The organism is Selenomonas sp. oral taxon 892 str. F0426 (assembly GCF_000468035.1).
Taxonomy (GTDB): Bacteria; Bacillota; Negativicutes; order Selenomonadales; family Selenomonadaceae; genus Centipeda.
The window spans coordinates 1-24514 of the sequence record NZ_KI260546.1 but is presented as its reverse complement, the minus strand read 5'-3'; the positions used below and the strand labels follow the sequence as shown (position 1 = coordinate 24514).

The 24514-nt window shown below is 56.6% G+C and carries 20 protein-coding genes and 1 riboswitch; all 20 genes read right to left on the bottom strand.

The window, feature by feature from the left end; translation table 11 throughout:
• Positions 1-16: 16 nt before the first annotated feature.
• The gene (locus HMPREF1992_RS09570; protein ID WP_021685695.1) at positions 17-1927 is read right to left on the bottom strand and encodes a VWA domain-containing protein; all 1911 of its coding nucleotides are present in this window, start codon (positions 1925-1927) and stop codon (positions 17-19) included.
• Positions 1928-1949: 22 nt separating this feature from the next.
• The gene (locus HMPREF1992_RS09565) at positions 1950-2981 is read right to left on the bottom strand and encodes an ATP-binding protein (RefSeq protein ID WP_021685694.1); all 1032 of its coding nucleotides are present in this window, start codon (positions 2979-2981) and stop codon (positions 1950-1952) included.
• A gap of 85 nt (positions 2982-3066) precedes the next feature.
• Entirely contained in the window at positions 3067-4962 is a 1896-nt protein-coding gene (locus HMPREF1992_RS09560) for a TonB-dependent siderophore receptor (RefSeq protein ID WP_021685693.1), read from the bottom strand.
• Positions 4963-5000: 38 nt separating this feature from the next.
• Positions 5001-6002, bottom strand: a complete 1002-nt coding sequence (locus HMPREF1992_RS09555; protein ID WP_231366987.1) for an ABC transporter substrate-binding protein — start codon at positions 6000-6002, stop codon at positions 5001-5003.
• 14 nt (positions 6003-6016) lie between these two features.
• Complete coding sequence (locus HMPREF1992_RS09550) at positions 6017-7045, bottom strand: radical SAM/SPASM domain-containing protein (RefSeq protein ID WP_037359510.1); 1029 nt, start codon at positions 7043-7045, stop codon at positions 6017-6019.
• An 11-nt stretch (positions 7046-7056) separates the two neighbouring features.
• Positions 7057-8154: an ABC transporter substrate-binding protein gene (locus tag HMPREF1992_RS09545; RefSeq protein ID WP_196801407.1), complete on the bottom strand. Its 1098-nt coding sequence runs from the start codon at positions 8152-8154 to the stop codon at positions 7057-7059.
• 16 nt (positions 8155-8170) lie between these two features.
• The gene (locus HMPREF1992_RS09540) at positions 8171-10105 is read right to left on the bottom strand and encodes a TonB-dependent siderophore receptor (protein ID WP_021685689.1); all 1935 of its coding nucleotides are present in this window, start codon (positions 10103-10105) and stop codon (positions 8171-8173) included.
• Positions 10106-10269: 164 nt separating this feature from the next.
• A riboswitch (cobalamin riboswitch) is annotated at positions 10270-10487 on the bottom strand.
• A 103-nt stretch (positions 10488-10590) separates the two neighbouring features.
• Positions 10591-11718 carry a peptide-methionine (R)-S-oxide reductase MsrB gene (gene msrB, locus HMPREF1992_RS09535; protein ID WP_021685688.1) on the bottom strand — a complete coding sequence of 376 codons (1128 nt, stop codon included), beginning with the start codon at positions 11716-11718 and terminating at the stop codon, positions 10591-10593.
• Positions 11719-11748: 30 nt separating this feature from the next.
• Positions 11749-12444 (bottom strand): uracil-DNA glycosylase, encoded by a 696-nt coding sequence (locus HMPREF1992_RS09530; RefSeq protein WP_021685687.1) that lies wholly within the window; start codon positions 12442-12444, stop codon positions 11749-11751.
• A gap of 1 nt (position 12445) precedes the next feature.
• Positions 12446-13411: a 2-amino-4-hydroxy-6-hydroxymethyldihydropteridine diphosphokinase gene (gene folK, locus HMPREF1992_RS11950; protein WP_021685686.1), complete on the bottom strand. Its 966-nt coding sequence runs from the start codon at positions 13409-13411 to the stop codon at positions 12446-12448.
• Complete coding sequence (folB, locus tag HMPREF1992_RS09520; RefSeq protein WP_021685685.1) at positions 13402-13779, bottom strand: dihydroneopterin aldolase; 378 nt, start codon at positions 13777-13779, stop codon at positions 13402-13404. The genes folK and folB overlap by 10 nt, the downstream gene beginning before the upstream one ends.
• 1 nt (position 13780) lies before the next feature.
• The gene (gene folP / locus HMPREF1992_RS09515) at positions 13781-14629 is read right to left on the bottom strand and encodes a dihydropteroate synthase (RefSeq protein ID WP_021685684.1); all 849 of its coding nucleotides are present in this window, start codon (positions 14627-14629) and stop codon (positions 13781-13783) included.
• Positions 14598-15209 (bottom strand): GTP cyclohydrolase I, encoded by a 612-nt coding sequence (gene folE, locus HMPREF1992_RS09510; RefSeq protein ID WP_021685683.1) that lies wholly within the window; start codon positions 15207-15209, stop codon positions 14598-14600. Before folE ends, folP begins: the two co-directional genes overlap by 32 nt.
• A gap of 21 nt (positions 15210-15230) precedes the next feature.
• Entirely contained in the window at positions 15231-16157 is a 927-nt protein-coding gene (gene mmuM, locus HMPREF1992_RS09505) for a homocysteine S-methyltransferase (RefSeq protein ID WP_021685682.1), read from the bottom strand.
• A 70-nt stretch (positions 16158-16227) separates the two neighbouring features.
• Positions 16228-17115: a 4-hydroxy-tetrahydrodipicolinate synthase gene (dapA, locus tag HMPREF1992_RS09500; protein WP_021685681.1), complete on the bottom strand. Its 888-nt coding sequence runs from the start codon at positions 17113-17115 to the stop codon at positions 16228-16230.
• A 76-nt stretch (positions 17116-17191) separates the two neighbouring features.
• Positions 17192-20113 (bottom strand): insulinase family protein, encoded by a 2922-nt coding sequence (locus HMPREF1992_RS09495; protein WP_021685680.1) that lies wholly within the window; start codon positions 20111-20113, stop codon positions 17192-17194.
• A 104-nt stretch (positions 20114-20217) separates the two neighbouring features.
• On the bottom strand, positions 20218-21093 hold the full coding sequence (gene truB, locus HMPREF1992_RS09490; protein ID WP_021685679.1) for a tRNA pseudouridine(55) synthase TruB: 876 nt from the start codon (positions 21091-21093) through the stop codon (positions 20218-20220).
• A 4-nt stretch (positions 21094-21097) separates the two neighbouring features.
• Positions 21098-22045, bottom strand: coding sequence for a bifunctional oligoribonuclease/PAP phosphatase NrnA (locus HMPREF1992_RS09485; protein ID WP_021685678.1), 948 nt, complete (start codon positions 22043-22045; stop codon positions 21098-21100).
• The gene (gene rbfA, locus HMPREF1992_RS09480) at positions 22042-22416 is read right to left on the bottom strand and encodes a 30S ribosome-binding factor RbfA (RefSeq protein ID WP_037359505.1); all 375 of its coding nucleotides are present in this window, start codon (positions 22414-22416) and stop codon (positions 22042-22044) included. The genes HMPREF1992_RS09485 and rbfA overlap by 4 nt, the downstream gene beginning before the upstream one ends.
• A gap of 87 nt (positions 22417-22503) precedes the next feature.
• The coding region (gene infB / locus HMPREF1992_RS09475) for a translation initiation factor IF-2 (protein ID WP_021685676.1) at positions 22504-24514 on the bottom strand (2011 nt) is incomplete at its 5' end.

Below are 24514 nucleotides of genomic sequence, written 5' to 3'. Positions count from 1 at the left end.
ATGACCTCCTGTGCAATCACATCTGCATGCTGCGGGATGCGCGGACAATCTCGAGCACCCCCTCAGCTGAGAGCTGTTCCAACGTATAATAACGCGCCTCCATGCGGCGGGCAATCTCCGGTGCAGCCCCAACCCGCGGCACACCGCGCTCCGTATCAAGAACAAGCGTGAGTGCCTGCGTTCCTGCGATCTCTTCCGCTGCGCACAGGGCACGCTGTACGCCGTCATCTCCATCCCGCGCCGCATTCGTCCGACCATCCGTGATCAGGACAAGCACGGTTTTCTCACAGCCTTTGCGCTCCAGTTCTCGCAGCGTTTGCAGAGCACAGGCGAGCCCTTCGGCAAGCGGCGTCCGTCCGCCCGTCGGCAGATCGCGCAGCTGCTTTTCCGCCAGTTCCACGCTGCGTGTCATGGGGAGGAGTGTCTCCGCACGATCCCGCCGAAAGGCAATCAGCCCCACGCGGTCGCGCTTTTGATATGCATCCTGCAGGAGGGCAAGGATCGCGCCCTTCACCATCCTCATGCGCTCGCGTGCTCCCATCGAACCGCTCGCATCGACAAGAAAAAGAATATTTGCTGCCGCGCGTTTCGCACGCACCCAAACACGCACATCCTCAGGACGGATCACAACCGTCTGCGTTCCCTGACGCGTGCGTTGATACGGGGCTGCTGCACGCAGCGTCGCGGAGAGCGCGAGATCGAGCCGGGCACCAGAACGCGGCAGTTCCGTGCGCAGACAGCGTCCGTCCGCCGTATGCGTCTGAACAATGTCGCGCTTTCCGCTCTTTCCTCCCTGCGCACGCATCGTCATGGAGAGGAGCGAGAGTCGCGCCATGATGTTCTCAAGCGGTGCTGCGACACGATCGTCTCCATCTGCATGCGTCTCCTCCGGCGAGGACGGATCGTCCTCCCGGTCCTGAGGAGCATTCTGGGATTCGTTCTCCGACGAGACTTCATGAGGACTCTCCGCCCCTCCGTCATCCTGCGGAGAAGGTGCTTCCTGCGGCTCATTCGGCAAGTCATTCCCGCCCTGCTCCGGTGTATTTCCAGCATCGGGCGGCGGCTGCTGTTCCTCCTGCGGGCGGCTCATCCGATGCACGAGCACGAACTCCGCGGCTTCCTCCACATCCGCAGGCATGACGAACGATCTTCCTGCGAGCGCTGCAATCGCACACGCCGCCTCGATGAGATAAATCTCCGCATGGTTGCCGACACAACATGCACGCGCAGCACAGGCGGCCGCAAAATGGAGAATGGCAGACGGGGCCTCTACGCGCGGCAGCAATGCGCGGGCACGGCTGATCATCGCTCCGAATGCCTCCTCCTGCGCAGCATAGGAGGCATGAAAGGATGCCGGATCGCGCTCGTATGCGAGTACACGTGCGGCGATCTCACTTCGCTGCGCCGCGTCCCCCTCCTCCTCCATCGTCACAAACATGCCGAAAGAATCCAGCAGAGCAGGGCGAAGCGTGCCCTCTGCGGGATCCATCGTGCCGACAGGCGTGTAGGAAACCTCCTCGGTGAACGACAGCCCGTCCCGCTCGAGGCGAAAAGAACCATCCCCTGCGCATTTCAAAACCGTAGACAGAATATCCTCACGCAGGAGGTTGACCTCGTCCATATAGAGAAAGGTATTGCGTGCACGATGCAGCAGGCCGTGCCGCAGGCGCCGCTCGCCTTTTTGCAGGGCCGTCTCCACGTCGATTGTGCCGAAGATCATATCCTCCGACGCTCCAAGCGGCAGTTCCGTAATTTTTCCAGCTGGTGTAAACGGTGCTGCCGCACGAACGAGAACGGATTTTGCCGTGCCCCGCGTGCCGGAGATCAGGAGGCCTCCCGCACGCGGGTTGATGAGCGCAATCGAAAGTGCGCGCCGTGCGTGCTCCTGCCCGACAACGGCAGTCAGCGGATAACGCGGAGTATCCAAGTTTTTTCCTCCGAAAAGCTACTTATGCACTTTCTCCCAAGATCGCATCCACCGCACTCCAGTCGACCGCCCCTTCCTCGAAAGGACGGCGGCGCATACGGTGTGCGAGGACGAGACGGCTGACGCGCTGCAGATCCTCTGCCGTCACCGCCATGCGTCCTGCAAGCGCTGCATGAGCAATGCCTGCCTTGATCAGCGTAATATCCGCACGGTGTCCGTCGACGCCGAGCGCCAACGAGATCTGAGCTGCATAGCCGAGGATTTCATCCGGCACCGCCACGTGGGCGACACGCGCACGCGCCGCAGTGATCTGTTCACGCAGCTCCTGCTGGGCGCCTGCATAGGCCTCAGCAAAGGCATCGGGATCGCGCTCATAGGCAATCCTGCGGCGAATCACCTCAACGCGCGTCTCGGCTTCACATTCACCTGCAACGATCACGGAGAGCGCAAAACGATCGAGGAGCTGCGGGCGGATGTCCCCCTCCTCCGGATTCATCGTCCCAACGAGAACGAAGCGCGCCGGATGGGCATAGGAGATGCCCTCACGCTCCACAGTGTTGACACCCATTGCCGCAGAGTCGAGCAGAATGTCGACGATATGATCCTCGAGCAGATTGATCTCATCTACATAGAGGATGTTGCGGTTCGCCGCCGCCAAAATGCCTGGCTCGAATTCCTTGCGCCCGTGCTGAATCGCTGCCTCCATGTCGAGTGTTCCAACCACGCGGTCCTCCGTCGCACTGACGGGCAGTTCCACCACACGCATCGGAATTTCCTCTGCCCTGAGCTCTTCTCCGAATCCCCGCCTTGCACGGCAGGCATCACAGTAGAGATCCGGCAGCGACGGATCACAGTGACAGGCACAGCCGGTCACCGCCCGCAAATTCGGCAGGAGTGCTGCAGCAGCACGAACAGCAGTGGATTTCGCCGTCCCTTTCTCGCCCTTGATCAGCACACCGCCAAGCGACGGCATGACAACGCTGAGCAGGAGCGCCTTCTTCATCTCCTCCTGTCCAACAATAGCTGTAAATGGGTATGTTACCCTCTTCTTCATTCATATTTCCTTTCATGAGGAAGGAAAGCGCTATGGCGGTCAAATTGCCATAGCTCTCCCTTGTTTCCTCCGCACAAAATATCGGTTAAAAGCTCTGCTCCACACCGATCATAAAGTTGCGTCCGGGGGCCGTCCACCACTGTTCGGCAGCCCCCCACCAGCTTATACGGGCATTGGAGTGCTCGGCATAGAACTGGTTGAAGATATTGTTGACCTTCAGATAGACCTTCGTCTCCTCAGCAACCTTGTAGTTCATCGCCAGATCAACCACCCAGTAGTTATCGGTTGGGAAGAATTTACCAATCGCATCGGACGGCCCCGGGCGACCGACGATTCCGCGTGCGAGCAGCGAGGCATCGAATGCACGGTTGACATAATCGACACCAATGTTCCACTGATCCTTCGGCATATAACCGTCTACGTTAAACTGACGCTGCGCTGTTGCACCAACATGGGTCCGCGTATAGCCGAGACGTGCCCGCAGATGCGAGTCGACACGCTTTGCGAGCTGCAGCGACCATCCATGTGCGTCCTCATCTCCGACATTTGCATACTTTCCGGTTCCGCCGTTATATCCAATGCGATCCTTGGAATGCCTCTTAAAGTAACTCGCCGTAAGACTAAGTCCCCTTCCGAAATCACGTGCAATACCGACTTCCTTCGTGTTTCCGGACTCAGGCTTGAGATTCGGATTTCCATAACGGGTGCTGTACAGATTACTTGGGCTCGGTGTCAGGAAGTATGCACTGTACGACGCATAGGCGTGCGTCACGGGATCAATGTCATAGCCGAGGCTGACACTCGGACTGTTGTGACTTCCAAACGATGAGTTATTGTCATGACGAATCCCCGCTGTCAGTTTTAGTTCCGGCAGAATGTTCCACTGGTCCTGCAAATAGAAGGAGCGGTTGAACAGCCCGCGATTTGTCAGCTGTGTTCCATCCGTCTCATCCTTTGTATAATCGAATCCCGCCGTCAGCAGGTGATCGCCCAGTTTCTTGTCAAGCTGATTGCTGAATTTGGTTGTCCAAACGGTAAGTCCATATCCTCCAGCCATATAGTCATATTTGCTGCGTGCGATGGACATCTGATTCTTTGTTGTATCATCAATCTGCACATTCCAGATGAGATTCCCGTCGACACGATCATACTCCCCATCCTTCGGTGCCTGCCCCATCCGCTTTTCATAGAGTGCCTGATAGCGATCCGAGTCCTTATACGAACGCAGATTAAACGCGAGATAGGATGCCTTGCTCAGCTGCTTGCCAAGATGCACGCCGACTGAGTTTGCATCGAGCTTCGACGGCGTTGTATCGCCGTGTGCGTCCTTGAAGTCACCGCTCTTATCCTTCTGGTATTTGATGCGCCAATCCCATCCATTTACGCCTCCGGCATTCGTGATACTGTACTGCTGACGACTGTAGCTGCCGTAACCGATACCGAGCGTGGTCTTCATTCCTTTAGTCTTTTTCGTAATGATATTGATGACACCGCCCTTTGCATCTGAGCCGTAGAGCGTCGATGCCGATCCATGGAGCACCTCGATGCGGTCGATGCCGCCGAGATCTTTCATCGCGGAAACAATCGATCCTGCCTTCCCTCCCGCATAGTTCTGGCGCACGCCGTCGACAAGTACGACAACATCATCAGATCCATTGATGTACACTGCATCGCTGTTGTTGTATCCCGCCTGTGCATATTGGTTGACCGTAACACCCGGCACGTCACGCAGTGCCTGTTTGAGATCCGTATAGTGACGGCGTTCGATGTCCTTGCCCGTAATCACCGTTACATTAGCGTCCGTCTTCAGCTCCTTATTGGGTGTACGCGTTGCTGTAACGACGGTTTCGTCCAGCATATGCTCACTTGCAGACGAATCCACATCCGCAGCAAGTGCATGACCCAGCCCCGTGGACACAATTCCAAAAGCAAGTGCCGCCGTCATATTCATGATAATTCTCTTTGAAAGATATCCGCTCATTCCAATTTTCCTCCTAAAACACAAACACACAACAACACCTATTCATCAACTGCCGAGATGTGCGCATCATCCGACAGATAAAAATCATCCCCATAAACCCGGTAGGCAATCTCCTGCACCCCATAGACAAAGTCTTGCGAACAGTTGTAGAGGAATGACGAGCGCGGCGTAACGAGATGCTGGTTTTGCAGCGCTTTGAGCGGCTGGAGTGCCGGATCCTCTGTGTAGCTCCGAATATGGGCAGCCAGCCATTCCTCTCCCTTCCATGGATAATCCGGCAGGAACAGAATGTCAGGATTGATGGCAAGAATGACCTCTTTCGTCACCTCCTGCCCATTGTGCAGTCCATAGGCAGAAACGCCATTGATAACCCCCGCATAGTGACAGGCATCATCAAAACTGGACCCAATCCCCCCATATGAAGGCATGAGAGAGAGGAAAACCACCGTCTTGCGCTCATTTTCAGGAATCGCCTGCACCTTCTCCGTGATCTCAGCCAGTTTTTCATCCATCTTACACAGCAATATATCACCGCGCCGATGCTCTCCAATCGCATCCGTTGTGAGACGGACGAGATCCCGCACCTCCGCCAGATTGTGAGGGCCTCGCCCAATGACGACCTTGAGTCCCGCATCCCGCAGCGGATCGGCAAGCTCAAGATACTGCCAGTCTGCAATCAGGACAATATCTGGGTGCAGAGAGACAATATACTCCACGCTTGGGCGGCGCATTGTTTCTTCAACCTGATCCGCAATCCCAACCATATTGGAGTTGATATGCTCCTTCATGCTCGCATTGATTGCCACCATACGCTCCGGCGGAAGGACGGAGAGAACGATTTGATCAAGCGTCGAAGACAATGTAACAATACGCTGCGGAGGAGCATCAAAATGAATTGTTCGTCCCGTAATATCCGTAACAGAGTATCCGCCTTCTGCCGTACGATCCTTATTGACAGTGCCGCAGGCGGCGGTCAGCTGTATCAAACAGAGCAAAAGAACAACCAACACAACCTGCGATATATACTTTACTCCAGCCATAGAAGCCCCCGATGTCATTTCTCCACTGCTATCTTCATCGCAGATCGCTTCAACGCACATTCGGCATCAGACGCAGCAGAATGTTCTTGCCCCGCCCAGCGTGCATAGCATGCGCCGCCGCAAGCTGAAAAATCCACACACATCCTGCAAAAGCCCATTGCATTCTGCATCTCATGCGCGGTCTCTTCCTGCCGCCGGACATCAATGCCATGCTCCACGTCGCCGAGCAGAAAGCGCGCATTGCCGACAAAGGAAGAGCAGGCATAGATCCGCCCCGCGGCATCCACATGAATCCCGGTTCCGTTCATCGCATGACAGTGAGAGAATCCGTCATCCGTGCGATGCGCAAGGCACGCAGCCTGCTCTGCCTGTGCGACAGCAATGTGCTGCCCGGTCAGTCGTTCAAGTTTTCTGCAAAGGTCAAAGACACGCGCCATCGCATGTGCAATATCCTCCGGCCGTGCAGGAGCAACAGCCGCGCCGCGTCCCTGTCCGCGCAGGAGGTCAAACCCTACGCGGCGCACGTTGCCGAGATAGTATGCCATCTCTATGATGCCGGGGAGTTCCCCAACATTTTCCGCCGTAACAACACAGGTTAGACCGATCTCAATGCCGCGCTGTGCGAGGCGCTGAACCCCGGCGATCACGTCCGACGAGGTGCCGCGTCCATCGGGATGACAGCGGAGCATATCGTGAACAGAGGGCCTGCCGTCGAGACTGACGCCGATGCCGATGCCCGCACCGTGCAGGAAGTCTGCCGTCTCATCCGTAATCAGTGTCCCATTCGTCTGGAGGTCCATGCGCGCCCGTATCCGATTGGTGCGGATATAGTCTGCAGTCCGGCGCAACAGAGGAAGTGCCAGCAGCGGCTCACCGCCCGAGAACTGGAGGATGAACGGGGCTCCGCCCTCCACTGCGAGGTCAATCGCACGGCGTGCCGTCTCCCACGTCATTGTTCTGCGGTCTTGGCCGGATGCATAGCAGTAGCGGCACGCAAGATTGCAGTCTCCCGTGAGACTCAGCACCAACATCCGCAGCGGCATCGCAGTCTCCTTTACTTCACATCTGCAAAGCGCTCGGGGTAAACCGCACGTGCGAGTTCATAGACGCACTCAATCGCGTTCTGCCCCGCGCTGTAGCGGTAGGTATCGGGCACGGCATAGAGATGATTCTCCCGCACCGCCTTGACATGCATGAACAGAGGATCATTGCGGAGCTTTTGGCGAAAGTCCTCCGTCTTTTCCCCCTCCGCACTCCATGTCGGCAGGAGGAATACATCCGGATCGAGTGCAACAATCTGCTCCATCGAGACGGGCGTATCGACCGTCAGGCCAACGATCGCAGCCCCATTGCGCAGGGATGCATGCCGGCACATATCGTCAAAGAGGCCGTCCTTCTGCCCGAATACGCCGCTGAACGCAAAAGCCACAATGATCGGCCGCTCCGCCTCAGGGATGTCCCCAACGCGGCGCTCGACATCGGCAAGACGGGCACGCTTTTCAGCAATAAGGGCCGCAGCATTCTCCTCCTGCCCAGTCAGCCGACCGATCTCCTCGATGCGGGTAAAAATACCCTCGATGCGCTTCGGGGTTCGTGAGGCATAGACCGTCAGCCCGAGGTCGCGCAGACTCTCCACGAGTTCTTTTGGCACGCCGTCCGTGGTAAAAACGAGATCCGGATGCAGTGCAAGCACACGCTCTGGGCTCCGGTCCTTTAGTTTCACGGGGACAGCCTTCGCCACCTCCGTCATCGAGGAGAGTCCGGGATCATCCGCGTAGGCAGTGAGCGCAGCAATCTGCTCGGGCGGTGCAATGGCGAGCAGGATCTCATCCGTCGCAAGGCCAAGCGAGACGACGCGCTGCGGCTTTTCCCGCAGGACGACCTCTACCCCCATGCCATCCGTTCCACGATAAAACACAGATGGCTCTGCCGCATTCTGCTCCTCCTTGCAGCCGGAGAGAATACCGGCTGCAAGGAGGAGGAGAAGCGCGCAGAGCTGTAATTTAGGAAGCACTGATAAATTCAGCACCACTGCCTTGGCACATCTTTTCCGCCCTCTCTTTGTCGACAAATCCTCCACATAGCTCTTGCTATGCGTCCGGTTTGTCTCCTCGACAGGACGAAAAATCTGTACCAATCCAGTGGACTTTATTTTATTAGCGATTCCTTTAGAACGCATGCGTATAGGTCAGGCGGAAGTTGCGCCCTAGATCGAGGTTGCCGTAACGGTTGGAGTAATTTTCACGGTTCAGCAGGTTGTAGATCCCGAGCGACACCACGTCGTCTTTGCCCGCTGTGTAGATCACGTTCATATTGAGCTGAATCTTATCGGGCACATCTTGCGCAGCACCGTACCGTTGCGCAGTGTATTCACGATCGCCAAGGTACTTGAGATTGAGATTGCCCTGCCATTTTGCCATCTGATAGTCGAGACGGACAACCCCTTCGATGCGGCCGGCATCCTGTACCCAGTCCTTATTTATTCCAGTCGGATTCTGTATTTCCGGATTGGACACAGCCCCCCCAAGCGTCAGACTCCACGCATCATTGAAGTGCTTTGCATACTCTAACTCAATCCCTGTATTACGGAACTGTCCCGTATTGACTGCATAATGCGTATCTGTCGCCCTATCATAGCGCCAGCCGATTTTATTCTTCATATCCATGTGATATACGGCGGCCTTCCACGTATCATTACCGCGACGAATCTTGACCCCCGTTTCGTATGTCCAACCGTTCTCCGGCTTTAGACCAGTCGGATTAAAATTATTATAGCGGAAGCTATCGTCTACCGTCGGCATCTGGAATGCCTTGCCGACGTTGATATACCAAGCTGTATTCCGATCAAACTGATAGTTCGTCTGGAACTGCGGCATAAAGACACGCTGATCCTCCTCAGGATCGTTGATGAATTCTCCGCGCAGGCCAAGCGTAACGTTGAACTTTGGCGTGAACTGTTTGCTGTAAGAGGCATAGAGGGAGTTGCCCGTCCGCACCGCAGAACGTTTCTTTTCAGTCAGATCAATTCCCTCGCGCTTATAGGAATAGCCCAGCACCATGGAGTCTTTCCCAAGCTTCCAGTTTTTCTGCACGTCAAGGATTTGACCGTCCATCACCGCATTGCTGCTATTTTTACTGTTCGCAATATAGTCATATCCATCGGTCTTGCGGTAGTTGTAGCCAAGGACTGCGTGGATGCCATTCTCCTTGCCTTGATAAACGAGACTGACCGTATGGCGGAGATCATTATAACGGTAGTTATATTTCGTTCCCTCAGGGACAAGAGCTGTGCCGGCGCCGTTTTTCTTATAGCGAAGTCCTCCGCGTGTAATATCTCCCTCCATATAGTTATAATTGAGAGACAGTTCATCCGTCAGCTGCGCCGCTACACCAACGCGGCTTTTCTTTCCCTTGCCAACCCACCAATCCACCCACGAAATCTTGCTGATGCCAAAGCCATTGGAGTGCGGCAAATCCTTCGACCACTCGCGGCTCACATCGACCATGATTCGATCACCCGTATAGATTGCCTCACTCTTCTTGAAATAGTTTCCGACCGTTTGACTGAGTTTGAATTCCGATTCCTGTGCGGTCGGCTTTTTCAAAATGATGTTCACAACACCGCCCATCGCCTCAGCACCGTAAAGCGTTGACGCTGCCCCCTTGACAATCTCAATGCGCTCGACCATGTTCGCCGGAATATTTTCCGTACTCGGGTAGTTCTTGAGATTCATCGGCACACCGTTTACCATGACAAGGGTGCCGCGGTCATAGCCGCGCAATGTGAGACGTCCCGCTGCAAAGCCAAAGTCCTGCCCTGCCTCGCCATAGGAGGTGCTCGTTGAGCCAATCTGCTGATCGATGGCCTCGAAGACGTTGCGGTAGCCCGCCTTCTCGATCTCCTTTGCCGTGATGATCGTTGTTGTTGCAGGTGTATCAAGATCGCGCTTCTCACGTCGCTGTGCCGTCACAACCGTATCGCTGAGCGCATGCGTCTCCATTCGCTCCATCGATGCCTGCTCCGCGGCATACGCCGTCCCAACAACACTTGCCCCGGCAAATGCCGCAAGCACTGCCAACGTCCACTTTTTCTCTCTCGTCATGACCCTTTGTCACCTTTCTTTTTCGTACGCCATACGCCGCATTCATATTTTGGAAAACTTTAAGGCATTAAGGTAAGTAAAAAGCCCCTTCCTGCAATCGCAGAAAAGGGCTATACATGTTCAATCAAAGGATCAAAATCCCCATCCCTATCACTCGCAGGTCAAACGGCGATTGTCAATCAGGCAGTTCTCCTGGCTCCAGTTCGTCGCTCGCCCGCGCCTTCCCAGGGGCATGCCCCCAGTGGCATTCGTGGAAATACGATTTGTATTTCCAAGCGGGTTCGCTCACTGTCACAGTGGCGGGACCGCTCCGGCTTCATTGGAAATATTCCATTTACCGGATTTTCTATTAAACATTCGTACCTGATCCAATTGCTATAAAGTTTTTCAAAGACTCCGATAAAGATAACATCGAATGAACTGCTTGTCAATATATTTAAGTGAATATTTTCAGATCATTTCTATTATGTTAGAATTTTTATGATCTACCGCTCCAACAGATAGAGATAGTCCCCATATCCCTCCCGCTCCATGTCCTCCTTCGGAATGAAGCGCAGGGAAGCGCTGTTGATGCAGTAGCGCAGGCCACCCAATGCCGCAGGCCCATCATCGAAGACGTGTCCGAGATGTGCGCCGCTGGATGCAGCTGTTACCTCTGTGCGGACCATGCCATAGGAGCGATCCTCGTGCTCTGCAATCAGGGCATCGTCAATCGGTCGGGAGAATGCCGGCCAGCCGCATCCGGAGTCAAACTTATCCGTCGAGATGAAGAGCGGCTCCCCTGTCGTAATGTCACAGTAGATCCCTTCGCGGAATTCATGATCGTATTCATTAAAGAAAGGACGCTCGGTCGCCTTTTCCTGCGTGACAGCGTATTGCAGATCCGTCAGGTGTGCCTTGAGTTCGTCCTGCGACGGTTTTTCGTAGGTACGCGTCGAATTGGATACCTCCACACGCTCTGCAGCCGCACGCTTCTCGCGCATCTTAGCGATGAGTGCGGGTGAAATATGGCAGTAGCCGTTCGGATTCTTCTCGAGATACTCCTGATGATCCTCCTCCGCGCGGTAGAAGTTCACAATCGGTTCCACCTCAATGACGACCTTTTTCCCGATGCGCTTCTGCAGTGCATCGAGAGAGGCACGGACCACGGCGGCATCCGCACTCTCGCTGCCGTCCGTATTTGGTACATAATAGATTCCGGAGCGGTACTGACGTCCGATGTCGTTGCCCTGCCGATCCTTCGTCGTCGGGTCGATGGAGTCATAGAATGCCGTGAGAATCTCATCAAGCGAAACGATCTTCGGGTCATAGACAACGTGAACCGTCTCTGCATGATCGCTGCCGCTGCACACCTCACGATAGGAGGGGTTTGCGGTAGTCCCATTCGCATAGCCACTCTCTGCGGAGACAACACCATGGATCAGATCTACATAGAGTTCCGTTCCCCAGAAGCATCCGCCCGCGAGATAGATTTCCTTCTGTCCGTACACAGGGACATTCTGCTGTACGATCTCATGCGGCATCTCTGCCGAGGTCACAGCGGACGTGCCGCAGCCGCCGAAACAGACAAGCAGTCCGAGTGCGCAGATGCTGCGCAGTACCTTGATTTTCATATTGTGTTCCTTTCTATAGGAAAGCTTTATCTACGCCTCGATCTCGCTCGCCGGAGGCAGACGCCACTCGATTGGCGTCTCCCCCGTCTGCGTGAGGAAGTCGTTGACACGCGAGAAGGGACGGCTGCCGAAGAAGCCGCGATGCGCCGAGAGCGGACTCGGGTGCGGCGACTCGACGATGAGGTGGCGCGGATTCGTGATGAGGCTGCGCTTCTTCCGTGCGGGGCTGCCCCAGAGGATAAAGGCGAGCGGCCGCTCACGCGCGCCGAGCAGCTGAATGATGTGGTCTGTGAACCGCTCCCAGCCATGGCCCTGATGGGAGGCTGCCGCATGGGCGCGCACGGTCAGCACGGTGTTGAGGAGCAGCACGCCTTGCTTCGCCCACGGGATGAGACAGCCATGCGCGGGCGGTACGATGCCGAGATCGTCCTGCAGCTCCTTGTAGATATTCAGCAGCGACGGCGGCGGGTCGATGCCGACCTGCACAGAGAACGAAAGCCCATGCGCCTGACCGTCGCCGTGGTACGGATCCTGCCCGAGGATGACGACCTTCGTATCCGCAAAGCTCGTATAGTGCAGTGCGTTGAAGATCGCAAACATATCGGGATAGATGCGCTTCGTTCGATACTCCTCAATGAGGAATTGGCGCAGCTCCCGATAGTACGGCTGCGCCATTTCGTCTGCAAGCAGCTCCTGCCAATCGTTGTGAAAGATTTCCTTTGCCATGCTAAACTCTCTCGTAAATTTCAAACATACAGGTCTCTCCGCCCCGACTGTTTGTCAATGCAAAGCCTTCAAGCGGGGGTAAGAATACATCTGCTCCATACGCCCCCGGCAGGCGCGTGATGTATGCCCGCCGCGTGTACGGCAGGAGCGTTCGATAGCATTCCACGCCGCCGACAGCAAAGATCGGCCGCGGCATGGAATGCGTCATCGTACCGAGCAGCGACCACAGTTCCGCAAGATCATGCACGATATGAAAGCCCTCCGCCCGCTCCATCGTCCGTGAGAGCACAACATTCTCCCGCCCCGCGAGCGGTCTCCGTCCAGGCAGGCTCTCCATCGTCCGCCGCCCCATGACAAGGATGCCGCCCATCGTCGTCCGACGAAAATGAGCCATATCCTCGGGGCAATCCGTGAGCAGCTGCCCCGCCCGTCCAATGCCCCCCTCCTCATCACAGGCGGCAATCAGTTCAACTGGGTACGGCTCAGAGAGTTCACGCGCACGCACAATGCCCTCCGTATCGGCCGCGGCAAGCCATGCAGCAGCGGACTGTCCATGCACCATCAGATTGGGCGCAATCTCCGCCAGCGGCACGAGCACAAAGGCGCGCTCCGTGAGATAGGGATGCGGCAGCCTCAGCGCTGCATCCGCACACGTTGCCCCCTCGACATGGAGGACATCGAGATCGATTGTCCGCGCACCCCAGTGTTCATGACGCACGCGCCCGAGTTCGTGTTCAGTGCGTTGGAGTACCCCGAGCAGCTCGTGTGCACTTCCGTCAAATGAAATGCACGCCGCCGCATTCAAAAACAGGGGCTGATCTGTCTTTCCCCACGGCGGGGTTTCGTAAAAATGCGACATCCGCTCCACGCGCAGATGGGGGTGCTCCGCCATCCGCCGCAGAGCCGCACGCATCGTTTCCCCACGATTGCCGAGATTCGATCCAAGCCCGATGTACGCTATTCCCATTGCACATCCTTACGTCGGCGGAGGATTGTCACACCAACATCCGAAAAGAACGCGTTGATCGGCGCTGTGGGCTTATGAACGGTGACGCGCACCCAGCGCAGCGGAGAAAACTGCCAAAAGAGATCATCCGCAATCTCCTCCGCCAGTGATTCAATCAGCTGCTTCGACGCTCCATCCATAATGGAAGATACCGCACGGTAAACCTTGGCATAGTTCACCGTATCACTGAGATCATCGCTCTCTCCCGCCGCATGCAGATCAAGACCAAGCTCCACATCCACCTCGAACGGCTGCGGAATCTCCTGCTCGTGCGGAAGAACCCCGTGACAAGCCATAAAGCGCATTCCACGCAGAAAAATACGATCCATATTACGTCCCCAGAATTGCATCCGTCATGCGACACATACGTGCGATCGGCTTCACATCATGCACGCGGACAATCGAGGCACCGCGCACAATGCCGAGGACGCACGCCGCCCCCGTCGCCTCCATGCGCTCCTCGACGGGCAGACCGAGCGCCGCACCGATGAAGCTCTTGCGGCTCGCTCCGAGGAGGACGGGATAATCCGTACCGTCATACGAGATGAGTTCATCCATACGGCGCATAACGTGCATATTCTGCTCCGCCGTTTTGCCGAAACCGATCCCGGGGTCAAGGATGATCTTGTCCCGCGCCAGTCCTGCCGCGTCTGCCAGTGCAAATGAGCGTTCAAAGAACGCACGCATTTCACCGACAATATCCCCATCGTACGCCGTCCCATTCTGATTGTGCATCACAACAACGGGCGCATCTGCCTCGGCTGCGACGCGTGCCATCTCTCCCGACTCCTCCGCATACTGCAGCCCCCAGATATCGTTCAGCATATCAGCCCCCGCAGCGAGTGCAGCCCGCGCCGTCTCCGCCTTGAACGTATCCACGGAGACGGGTACGGGGCATTCCTGCAAAACCGCCTCAAGAAGCGGCAGCAGCCGCTCCGTCTCCTCTGCCGCCCCCATTGGGACGAAGCCGGGACGGCTCGACTCCGCACCGACGTCAATGATGTCGGCGCCGTCCTGCACCATCTCCTCCATGTGACGGAGTGCCGCGTCCCGCGTATTCCACCTGCCGCCGTCCGAAAACGAATCCGGTGTCACGTTCAGAATCCCCATGACGAGCGTACGCCCGCCAATCGTCAGTTCCTTGCCGTCACGGAAGCGATATATTCTCTCTGCCGTCATTCCACTCACCTAACATCTGCCATGCCTGCAGTTCCATCGTTTTGTCATCGCGAAAGATGCCGCGACACGCCGAGGTTGTCGTCCTCGTACCGTGTGCACGCGCTCCGCGCATCGTCATGCAGAGCTGACGTGCATCGACAACGACGAGCACCCCCTCCGCACCGAGTCCCTGCTCCATCTCGCGTGCAATATCCGTTGTCAGCCGCTCCTGCAGCTGCGGACGCCGCGCCATGCGCTCGACGAGACGCGTGAAGACGCCAAAGCCCGCCACGCGACCTGCGTGCGGACGATAGACAATATGCGCCGTCCCAAAGAATGGGAGCAAATGATGCTCACAGATGGAGTGGAACGAAATCGCACGCACAGCAACGAGACCGTCCGTCTCCTCCGTCAGTACATCTGTCCAGAGATCCCGCGTGTCCTCGTGCAGCCCCGAGAACAGTTCCGTATAGAGATGTGCCACGCGTGCGGGTGTCTCCTCCATTCCCTGTGCAGCGAGATCAACTCCGACCGCCGTGAGAAATTCGCGCATGGCGCGCTCTGCACGCGCGAGGTCGACCGTCGTGCATGCTTCCTCCATCGCTCCGTCACCTCACCTTGTTCAATTCTTTGCCCATGCAGCTATGTCTGCGATCTCGCGCGGCGTCGTCCTGCAGCAGCCGCCGATGAGACACGCTCCTGCCGTGCGCCAGCGGCGGGCTATCGTACCGAAATCCTCTGCCGCACCATGCCATGATTTATCTGAGGCATCATACGTCTCACCGGAGTTCGGATAAACGACGATGGGCTTTGTCGTTTCCCTTCGGATCTCGCCAATCAACGATTCTACGTACTGCGGTGCCGTACAGTTCAGCCCGATCGCTGCAGCCTCCGGCACAGTGTCCAGCCACCGCGCACATACCGCAATCTCCATGCCATCACTGATGTGCGCAGCATCGCGGCAGGAGAACGAGAACCACGCGGGAATCCGTATCTCTCTTTCGCGCAGCGCGCGCACAATCGCACGCGCCTCGACTAACGAGGGTATCGTCTCACAGGCGAGCAGATCAGGTTTTTCCTCTGCAAGCAGTGCAAGTCGCTCCGCATGGAACGCGACAAGTGCATCCTCGTCGATACCATAGTCGCCGCGATACTCAGAGCCGTCGGCAAGATATGCTCCGTATGGTCCAACCGATGCCGCCACAAGCGGCACCCGCCCGTTTCCCTCGCGCTCTGCAAGATACAGATCGCGCGCCTCCTGCGCCAACTGAATGGACTTCTGTATGAGTGCAGCAGCCTCCTCTTTAGAGAAGCCGCGCTTCATAAAGCCCTCCACCGTCGCCTGATAACTCGCGCTCGTCACGACATCCGCTCCTGCGCGCAGGTAGTCCAGGTGAACCTCACGCACAAGATCGGGACGCTCAAAGAGCGCCTTCGCCGACCAGAGTGCATCGTTCACGGAAAATCCGCACGCCTCAAGCTCTGTCGCAAACGCACCGTCGAGCACAATCACGTCCTGCACCGCAAGGCGCTCCTCGATCACATTCACAACTGTCCCCACATAGTAAAAACGCCCTCCTCCACGGCAATCCTGCACAAGAGGAGAGCGCCCAATCGAATCATTTCACCAGATTATGCGCACGCAGAGCCGCATCCAGCTTCGCCGCATTGGCAGGCTCCATCTCCGTGAGCGGCATGCGCAGTGGACCTGTCTCATAGCCGAGGCGGCGCATGGCCGTCTTGACCGGGATTGGGTTGACCTCACAGAAGAGTGCATCGATGAGATCCGTGTACGCAATCTGGAGACGCATTGCCTCTGCAACATTGCCATCAAAATAGTGCTGACAGATATCATGGGTCGTCTTTGGCGCAACATTTGAGAGCACGGAGATGACACCGAAACCTCCAAGCGAGAGAATCGGCACAATCTGGTCATCGTTGCCCGAATAGACTGCAAGCTCATCGCCGACCGCCGCGCGCAGACGCAGGATCGCCGAGAGGTCACCGCTTGCCTCCTTCACCGCAACGATGCGCGGATGCTTTGCCAGGGCGGCATATGTCTCCGTCTTGATATTCACACCCGTGCGTGAAGGCACATTATAGAGAATCGCGGGGAGATTGACACTGTCTGCGATCTTCGTATAGTGCGCGACGAGACCATTCTGCGTACATTTATTGTAGTACGGCGTCACGAGGAGGAGCGCATCCGCCCCAACCTTCTCCGCATACTTCGACAGTTCAATCGCATAGGAGGTTTCATTCGATCCAGTTCCAGCCACGACTGGGATGCGCCCCTTCACCTGCTCCACTGCAAAACGGATCGCCTCACGATGCTCCGCGTCCGTCATCGTTGCGGACTCTCCCGTCGTGCCCGTGATAATAATGGCGTCTGTTCCGCCCGCAATCTGATCCTCAATGATACGTCCAAGCTCGGGATAGTTCACGCCTGTCTCCGTAAACGGCGTAATGACGGCAACGCCCGCACCACGGAAAATGGTCTTTTTCATGGCAAGTTCTCCCTTCAATTTCAGCTGCTCATATTATCCCACGCAGGGCACGAAAAGTCAAAAACTTTATCGCATATCAGGTGCGCAGGGCGGGGCGAATCTCCCCAAAAAGAGCCTTGTTTGCACGAATCTTCTCCTCGCCGCCGAGCACGCAGCGCACGTTTTCACGCATCGCTGCCTCCACGAGCGGTGCGAGTGCACGCACATCCTCCTGACGTGCCGTCAGGATCTCCTCACGCGCACGCTGGCGATCCTCCCAGGTGATGCCGCGCAGGTGGAATGTCGCTGCAATATCCCCCTTCATCTGCGGGGTCAGCGGCGCATCCACACCGCTCATCGTACCGATGATGAACTTGTCCATCTCGCGGTCCGACACATCAAATGTCCGCACATAGTCCGCCGTTTCGTTCAAAACATCGAACGTCTCCGCAAGATTCGGATCGCGATAGGAGGAAAATACCATAAAGCCGTTGCGGTTGAACTGTGTCATCGTCCCGTACGCCCCCCCCTGTACGCGGATACGCGTCCAGAAGTAATCATAGCGCAGGAGTGTCTCGAGCACGCGCAGCACGCCTGTGTAGCTGTAACCGAGCTTGATAAAGTTCGCCCCCTTTGCCACATACTGCACACGGCTCTGTGTCATCAGGCCCTCATTTTTCGGGGCAATTTCCCACGTATAGGGGGCAGCAGGGAATGTCTCCGATGTGAGTTTCTGCTGAAACGCTGCGATCTCCGCCGCAATCGCGTCATAGTCTGCTGCAGGTGCCGTAACACTGACCATAAGATCACTGCGATTGAAGATCTGGGGCAGGATGCGGCGAAATGCCGTCTGCATCTCTGCATGGCGTGCCGTGAAGTCATCCTTGAAGGCGCGTAGGAAATCGTGAAAGGGCAGTCCTCCCACCTCAGCATAGCGTCCGGACGGAGTCAAATACCCTGCAATACGTGAGGCGACAACCTGATTTGCCGCACGCTGCAGAGACAGCTCCATGCCTGTCTTTTCCTCGTCAATCAGCTCGCGCACGCGCTTGCTCCCAGAGAAGTCACTCTCTGTCATGATCTCTGCGAGGAGTTCAAAGAGACGCGGCAGGTTCTCCTTCAGTACCTTCGCACGCAGCTTGAAACGCGGCAGAAGAGAGTCCGGCTCACCCGCGCGCGTATACGCAACAATATCCGCGCCAAAACCTCCCGTATAGAGATTCCGCAGCATGGAAATTTCTGCGTAACTGTGCCGCGCGGTATCGACCGCACCGAACATCTCCGCGAGGAGATAGGCATAGGGCAGATCCTTCTGCGCGACTGCAGCCATGGGGAAGTAAAAATTCAGATAGACGATGCCATTCGTCTCGATGTCGGAGTAAAGAATCTGTGTCCCTTTAATCTCACGCAGATCGAGAGGCAGACGCTCTGCCTCTGCACGGATGTCCGACCGTGCGAGAATGGGAATAGACGCAAGAGCTTCCTCCGTATCCGGTGCCTCCTGCGCCTCTTTGAGTGCCGCACAGGAGTTCAAGACCTCTGCAATCTCCTCGGCACTCATCGCGGCCTTTTTCTCCGCAAGGATCTTCTCCTGTACCGCCTCGCGCTCCTGTCCGAGTGTACGGCTCGGCGCAAGCGTCACGAGCGCCTCATGCGGATTCTCGAGGAATGCCTCGCGGATCACCTGCTCGAAATAACCGTCTTCCAGTCCCTTCTTGAGCTCGGCAAGCACATCCTCATAGCGGAGATAGTCCTCAGGCGTTCCATCGTAGAGCCACGTCTTCATCATGCGGATGCCGTAGATCAGCCCCTTCGGCGAGGAACCGAAATCCGATTCGCGCAGACGGAACTCAAGAGTATTGAGCGCTGCCTGGACTAGTGTATGGTCAAGACCGCCGTTCGCGAGTTTCGTCAGCGTATCCTTGATAATTCGCACGAATTCATTCGCGCGCGATGTCTCTGATTTGCTTACAACAATGCTGAAAAACGGCTGCAGGACATCGCTCTCATAGTTCGAATCCACATCACGACCAAGCCCCGCGTCGATAAGTGCCTGACGCAGAGGGGCGCCCTGCATGCGCAGGAGGGCATGGTCGAGGATCTGGAGAGCCATGACACGTCTCTGGTCAGACGTATCGCCGATCACCCAGTTGAGTGAGAGGAAACTGTTCTCATCGAGAGGCTCCTCTGTCCCGATTGGATAGAAATGCTCTGCCTTGACAAGTCCGTCAAACGCCTTCTGGCGCTCAATGCGTGACGGCACGGGAATTCGCTCGAAATGCGAGAGGTATGCGCTGTCGAGGTAGGCAAGTTTTTTCTCAATATCGAGATTGCCATAAAGATAAATGTAGCTGTTCGACGGATGATAGTACCGCGCGTGAAAATCCAGGAACATCCCCTGCGTGAGTCCAGGAATCGCATCAGGGTCGCCTCCTGACTCGCAGCCATACGTTGTGTCTGGATAGAGCGCCGCCATAATACGGCTGCCGAGCAGATCATCAGGCGCTGAGAGAGCGCCCTTCATCTCGTTGTAGACAACACCGCTGTAGCGAAGCGGTGCATCTGCATCATCCAGCTCGTAGTGCCACCCCTCCTGCATGAGAACCTGCGGATTCGTCCGCATCGAGGGGTAGAATACCGCATCGAGGTACACGTCCATGAGATTCTGAAAATCACGATCGTTGCGGCTCGCAACAGGGTACATCGTCTTGTCGGGGAACGTCATCGCATTGAGGAACGTGTTGAGCGAGCCCTTCACGAGTTCGACAAACGGCTCCTTCAGCGGGTACTTGCGCGAGCCGCAGAGCACGGAATGCTCCACGATATGCGCCACTCCCGTATCATCAACGGGCGGCGTACGAAAACTGATCGAAAAGACCTTGTTGTCATCCGCCGTCTCGAGGAAGAAGAGCCGTGCGCCCGTCTTCTCGTGAACGAATGTATGTCCCCGCCCGTCCGCCTCCTTGATCTCCTCCGAGCGGATCAGGCGAAAGCCGTGAATAATATCATCTATCTTCATGTGAAATATCCTCCTTTTTCATTCTTGCCATTATAGCACAGAGAGGGAAATTCTCAAAACGAGCGCAACAAAAAAGCCCCCGCCGAAGCTGGGGAGGCTTGGTGTCATGTGGGCAAAAATGCCTTTGCGGGATACATTTCCCGTACCGCCGCATCATAGCGTCCGATGCCGAGAAAGATCCCCTCCGCATACACGCGGTAAAATTCATCAACGAGTTCAATACGCCGCTCCGAGGTTGAGAGCCCGCTGTAGAACGCCTTCACACGCTGCGGGTCGAGTTCGTAACACGGCAGATCGAGCGGCGTATCAGGCGCACATAGTGCCGCCGCTCCCGCCTCTGTCAGCTCCTCAAGGGTATACGAATCCGAAAGACTGAATCCGCCGACACGCGTGCGCAGGAGAAACCGCATCGTCGCTGGAAGTCCAAGTGCCGCACCGATATCCGTGCAGAGCGCGCGGATGTATGTTCCCTTGCCGCAGTCCACGTCGACGAGAATACGGGCGTGTGCCGGATCCGCATGGACGAGTTCCAACCGGTGAATCATAACTCTGCGCGCCGGTATCTCCACCTCTGCGCCCTGGCGCGCAAGATCATAAGCCCGCTGTCCTCCGACCTTGATTGCAGAGTAGACGGGCGGTTTCTGCGTGATCTCCCCAACGAAGCGCAGGAGTATGCCCCGCAGCTCCTCCTCCGAGGGAAGCACGGGCTTCGGAACGCTCTCCGTAACTTCGCCATAGACATCCCCTGTATCCGTCGCATAGCCGAACGCGATCTCCGCGCGGTAGGATTTGTCCGCCCCCTCCATATACTCCACGAGGCGCGCAGCACGTCCAAGTGCAACGGGCAGAATGCCTGCCGCTGCAGGGTCAAGTGTCCCCACGTGTCCGACGCGTTTCTGCTTAAAAATACGCCGCACGATATCGACGACATCGTGCGACGAAAGCCCCGTTGGTTTCAATACATTGATAAATCCGTCCACGGTCTTATCGGCTCAGCTCCTCCCCAATCGCAGCAAGAATCCGCTTCTTCGACTCCTCAAAGGAGCCGTGCAGTGTACACCCCGCCGCACGGATATGTCCGCCGCCGCCGAAGCCCTGCGCAATACGCGAAACGTTCGTGCCCTTCGATCGCATGCTGACGCGGTAGGTATCCTTCTCAAGCCACTTCATGAAGAAGACAACCTGTGTCCCCTCAATTACACGCAGTTTATCGAGGAGCCCCTCCGTTGTTGTGACTTCCTTTGCCTTCTCCTCATCGATGAATACGGCTGCTGCCTTGCCATCGTAAAACATCTCAAGATTACGGATAGCCTTGACCTGAGCCATCATTTCGTCGTACGACTTCATTTCCATCGCAATCGCAATCTTGCTCTGCTTAACGCCGATCTCCAGGAAATCTGCCGCCGCACGCATTGTGTGCGGGCGTGTATTCGAAAAGCGGAAAAACCCTGTATCCGTCGCCATCCCTGTATAAAGGCAAGTAGCGATATCCAGTGTAAATGTGCCTCCCATTTCCAGGATGAGATCATGCATGATCTCACAGGTCGCAGCATACTCCGGATTCAGATAGAGATACTCCGCCTCCTCATCATTCGTCACATGATGATCAATATTAAGGATGTGCAGAGCATCGACAGACGGAACAACTGCCCCCGTACGCTTTAACTCGACATCACAGACAACGAGCAAATCCGCCGTATAGCGCTGCCCCTTTGCAGGGCGTTCGATGGTCTCGGTCCCGGGCAGAATATTGAAGATGCGCGGCAGCTCATCATCGATCAGCACGCGTGCGTCCTTTCCCAGCGATCTGAGATAGTGCATCAGTCCAAGCGTAGAGCCGATCGAGTCCCCATCGGGACGAATATGTGAGGTGAGGATGATGGTCTGCGCGTCACACAACAGGCGTGCTGCCTCTTTCATTGTGATCTTCATTCCTCATCCCCCTTTTCCATCATAGGCTTATCCTCGTGCAGCTCATTGAGAAGCCTCTGTATATGATCACTGTAGTTCAGTGACGTATCGAGTGCAAAGCTGATCTCAGGCGTAAAACGGAGCCGAATCCTTTTGCCGATCTCACGGCGCACGAAGCCAAGTGAACTGCTCAGACCATGCAGGCTGTCGCGTGCCTTCTTCTCATCGCCCATCACACTGACGTAGATCTTCGCCTCACGCAGATCCTCCGTACACGCAACGGATGTGACCGTTACGAATCCAATACGCGGATCCTTCAGTTCGTTGAAGATGATGTCGCTGACTTCCTGTTTGATCAGTTCCTGTAGTTTTTCAACGCGAACCTTTGCCAAGGTACGCCTCCTTTCAGTTCTGTATAGAAATTGGCACAGCCCTCGGCGCAAAAAAGCACCAAAGAACTGCACCATATTCAAAAATACTTATTCTGCATTTTCTTCCGCAGCAGCTGCTGCTGCAGCGGCTGCTGCCTGCGCCTCGCGCTTCTGCTCCGCAGCCTTGTTTGCCTCGGCGATGGAGGTCTCAATCTCCTCCATTGTATACGCCTCGATGATGTCGCCCTCCTGAAAATCACGGAAGTCGACGATGGAGATGCCGCACTCGTATCCAGCAGCGACCTCCTTCACCTCATCCTTGAAGCGTCGCAGAGAGTCAAGCTCCCCATCGAAGAGCTCAACATTGTCACGCAGGATGCGGATCTTCGAGTTGTTGTGGATCTTGCCCTCGAGGACATACGAACCCGCGACAAGGGCCTTTGAGAACCGCATGACCTGACGGATCTCGACACGTCCTTGAATAACCTCTTTGTACTTCGGTTTGAGCATTCCACTCATCGCATCCTTGACATCGTTCAGCGCATCGTAGATGACGCGATAGGTACGGATGTCCACGTTCTCCGTGTCGGCAAGACGGCGCGCATTCGCATCCGGACGGACGTTGAACGCGATGACGATCGCCTTCGATGCCGTCGCGAGCATGATATCCGACTCACTGACCGCACCGACGCCCGAGTGCACGATGTTCACGCGCACCTCGTCATTCTTGTTGAGTCCGAGGAGCGTAGAGTTGAGCGCCTCGACGGATCCCTGCACGTCGGCTTTGACGACGATGTTGAGATCCTTGATATCGCCCTGCTGAATCTGCTGGAAGAGCGCATCGAGCGAGACGCTCTTCGACTTGATGAGATCACGGCGCTGATTGCCGAGACGTGCCTCCGCAATCGAGCGCGCCTGCTTCTCGTCAACGACGGCGAGAATGTCACCCGCCGACGGAACATCGTTCAGGCCGAGAATCTCAACCGGCATGGACGGACCCGCCTTCTTCACGTTGTCGCCGCGGTCGTTGATCATTGCGCGGACGTGGCCGTACGCCGTGCCGACGACGATGGAGTCGCCGATACGCAGTGTGCCGCTCTGAACGAGGACGGTTGCGACCGAACCGCGCCCCTTGTCAAGTTTCGCCTCGATGATGACGCCGCGCGCCTCACGATTCGGGTTCGCCTTAAGTTCCTCAACCTCGGCAACGAGCAGAATATTCTCGAGCAGATCGTCGATGCCGATGCGCTGCTTCGCGGAGACGGGCACCATGATGGTGTCGCCGCCGTATTCCTCGGAGACAAGCCCGTACTCCATGAGTTCCTGCTTGACGCGGTCGGGGTTCGCGCCCGGCTTGTCGATCTTGTTGATCGCAATGATGATGGGCACCCCTGCCGACTTCGCATGATCGATCGCCTCGACGGTCTGCGGCATGACACCGTCGTCCGCCGCGACAACGAGGATCGCTACGTCCGTGATCTGTGCACCGCGTGCACGCATTGCCGTAAATGCCTCATGTCCCGGCGTATCGAGGAAGACGATCTTCTTGCCCTGACATACCACCTGATATGCACCAATGTGCTGCGTGATGCCGCCCGCCTCATGCGTGCTGACGGAGGTGTTGCGGATCGCGTCGAGCAGCGAGGTCTTGCCGTGGTCGACGTGTCCCATGACGGTGACGACAGGCGGACGATCCTTGAGTGTCTTCGGATCGTCCTCGATCTCGGGGATCAGCGTCGGATCGACATCCGGCGGCAGCTCCTCCGTCGTCACGCCGAACTCCGCCGCCACGAGGCTTGCCGTGTCGTAGTCGATCTCCTGATTGATGCTCGCCATAACGCCCATGAGCATGAGCTTCTTGATGATATCCGATGCCGTATAGCTCATCTTGGACGCGAGATCCTTGACCGCAATCGTCTCCGGCAGCTTGATGTGCTTCGGGCGCGCGATCTCTGCCTTCGCCGCCGGAGCCGGTGCTGCTGCGCGCCCCTTGCGCCCCTTGCGTGCGCCGCCGCGACTGCGCTCTGCCTGACGCAGATCTGTGCGCTCCTCACGGTCGCGACGTGCGCCTCCACGTCCGCTGCGGCTGCGGTCGCCGCCTGCGGCATTGTTCTCGCCG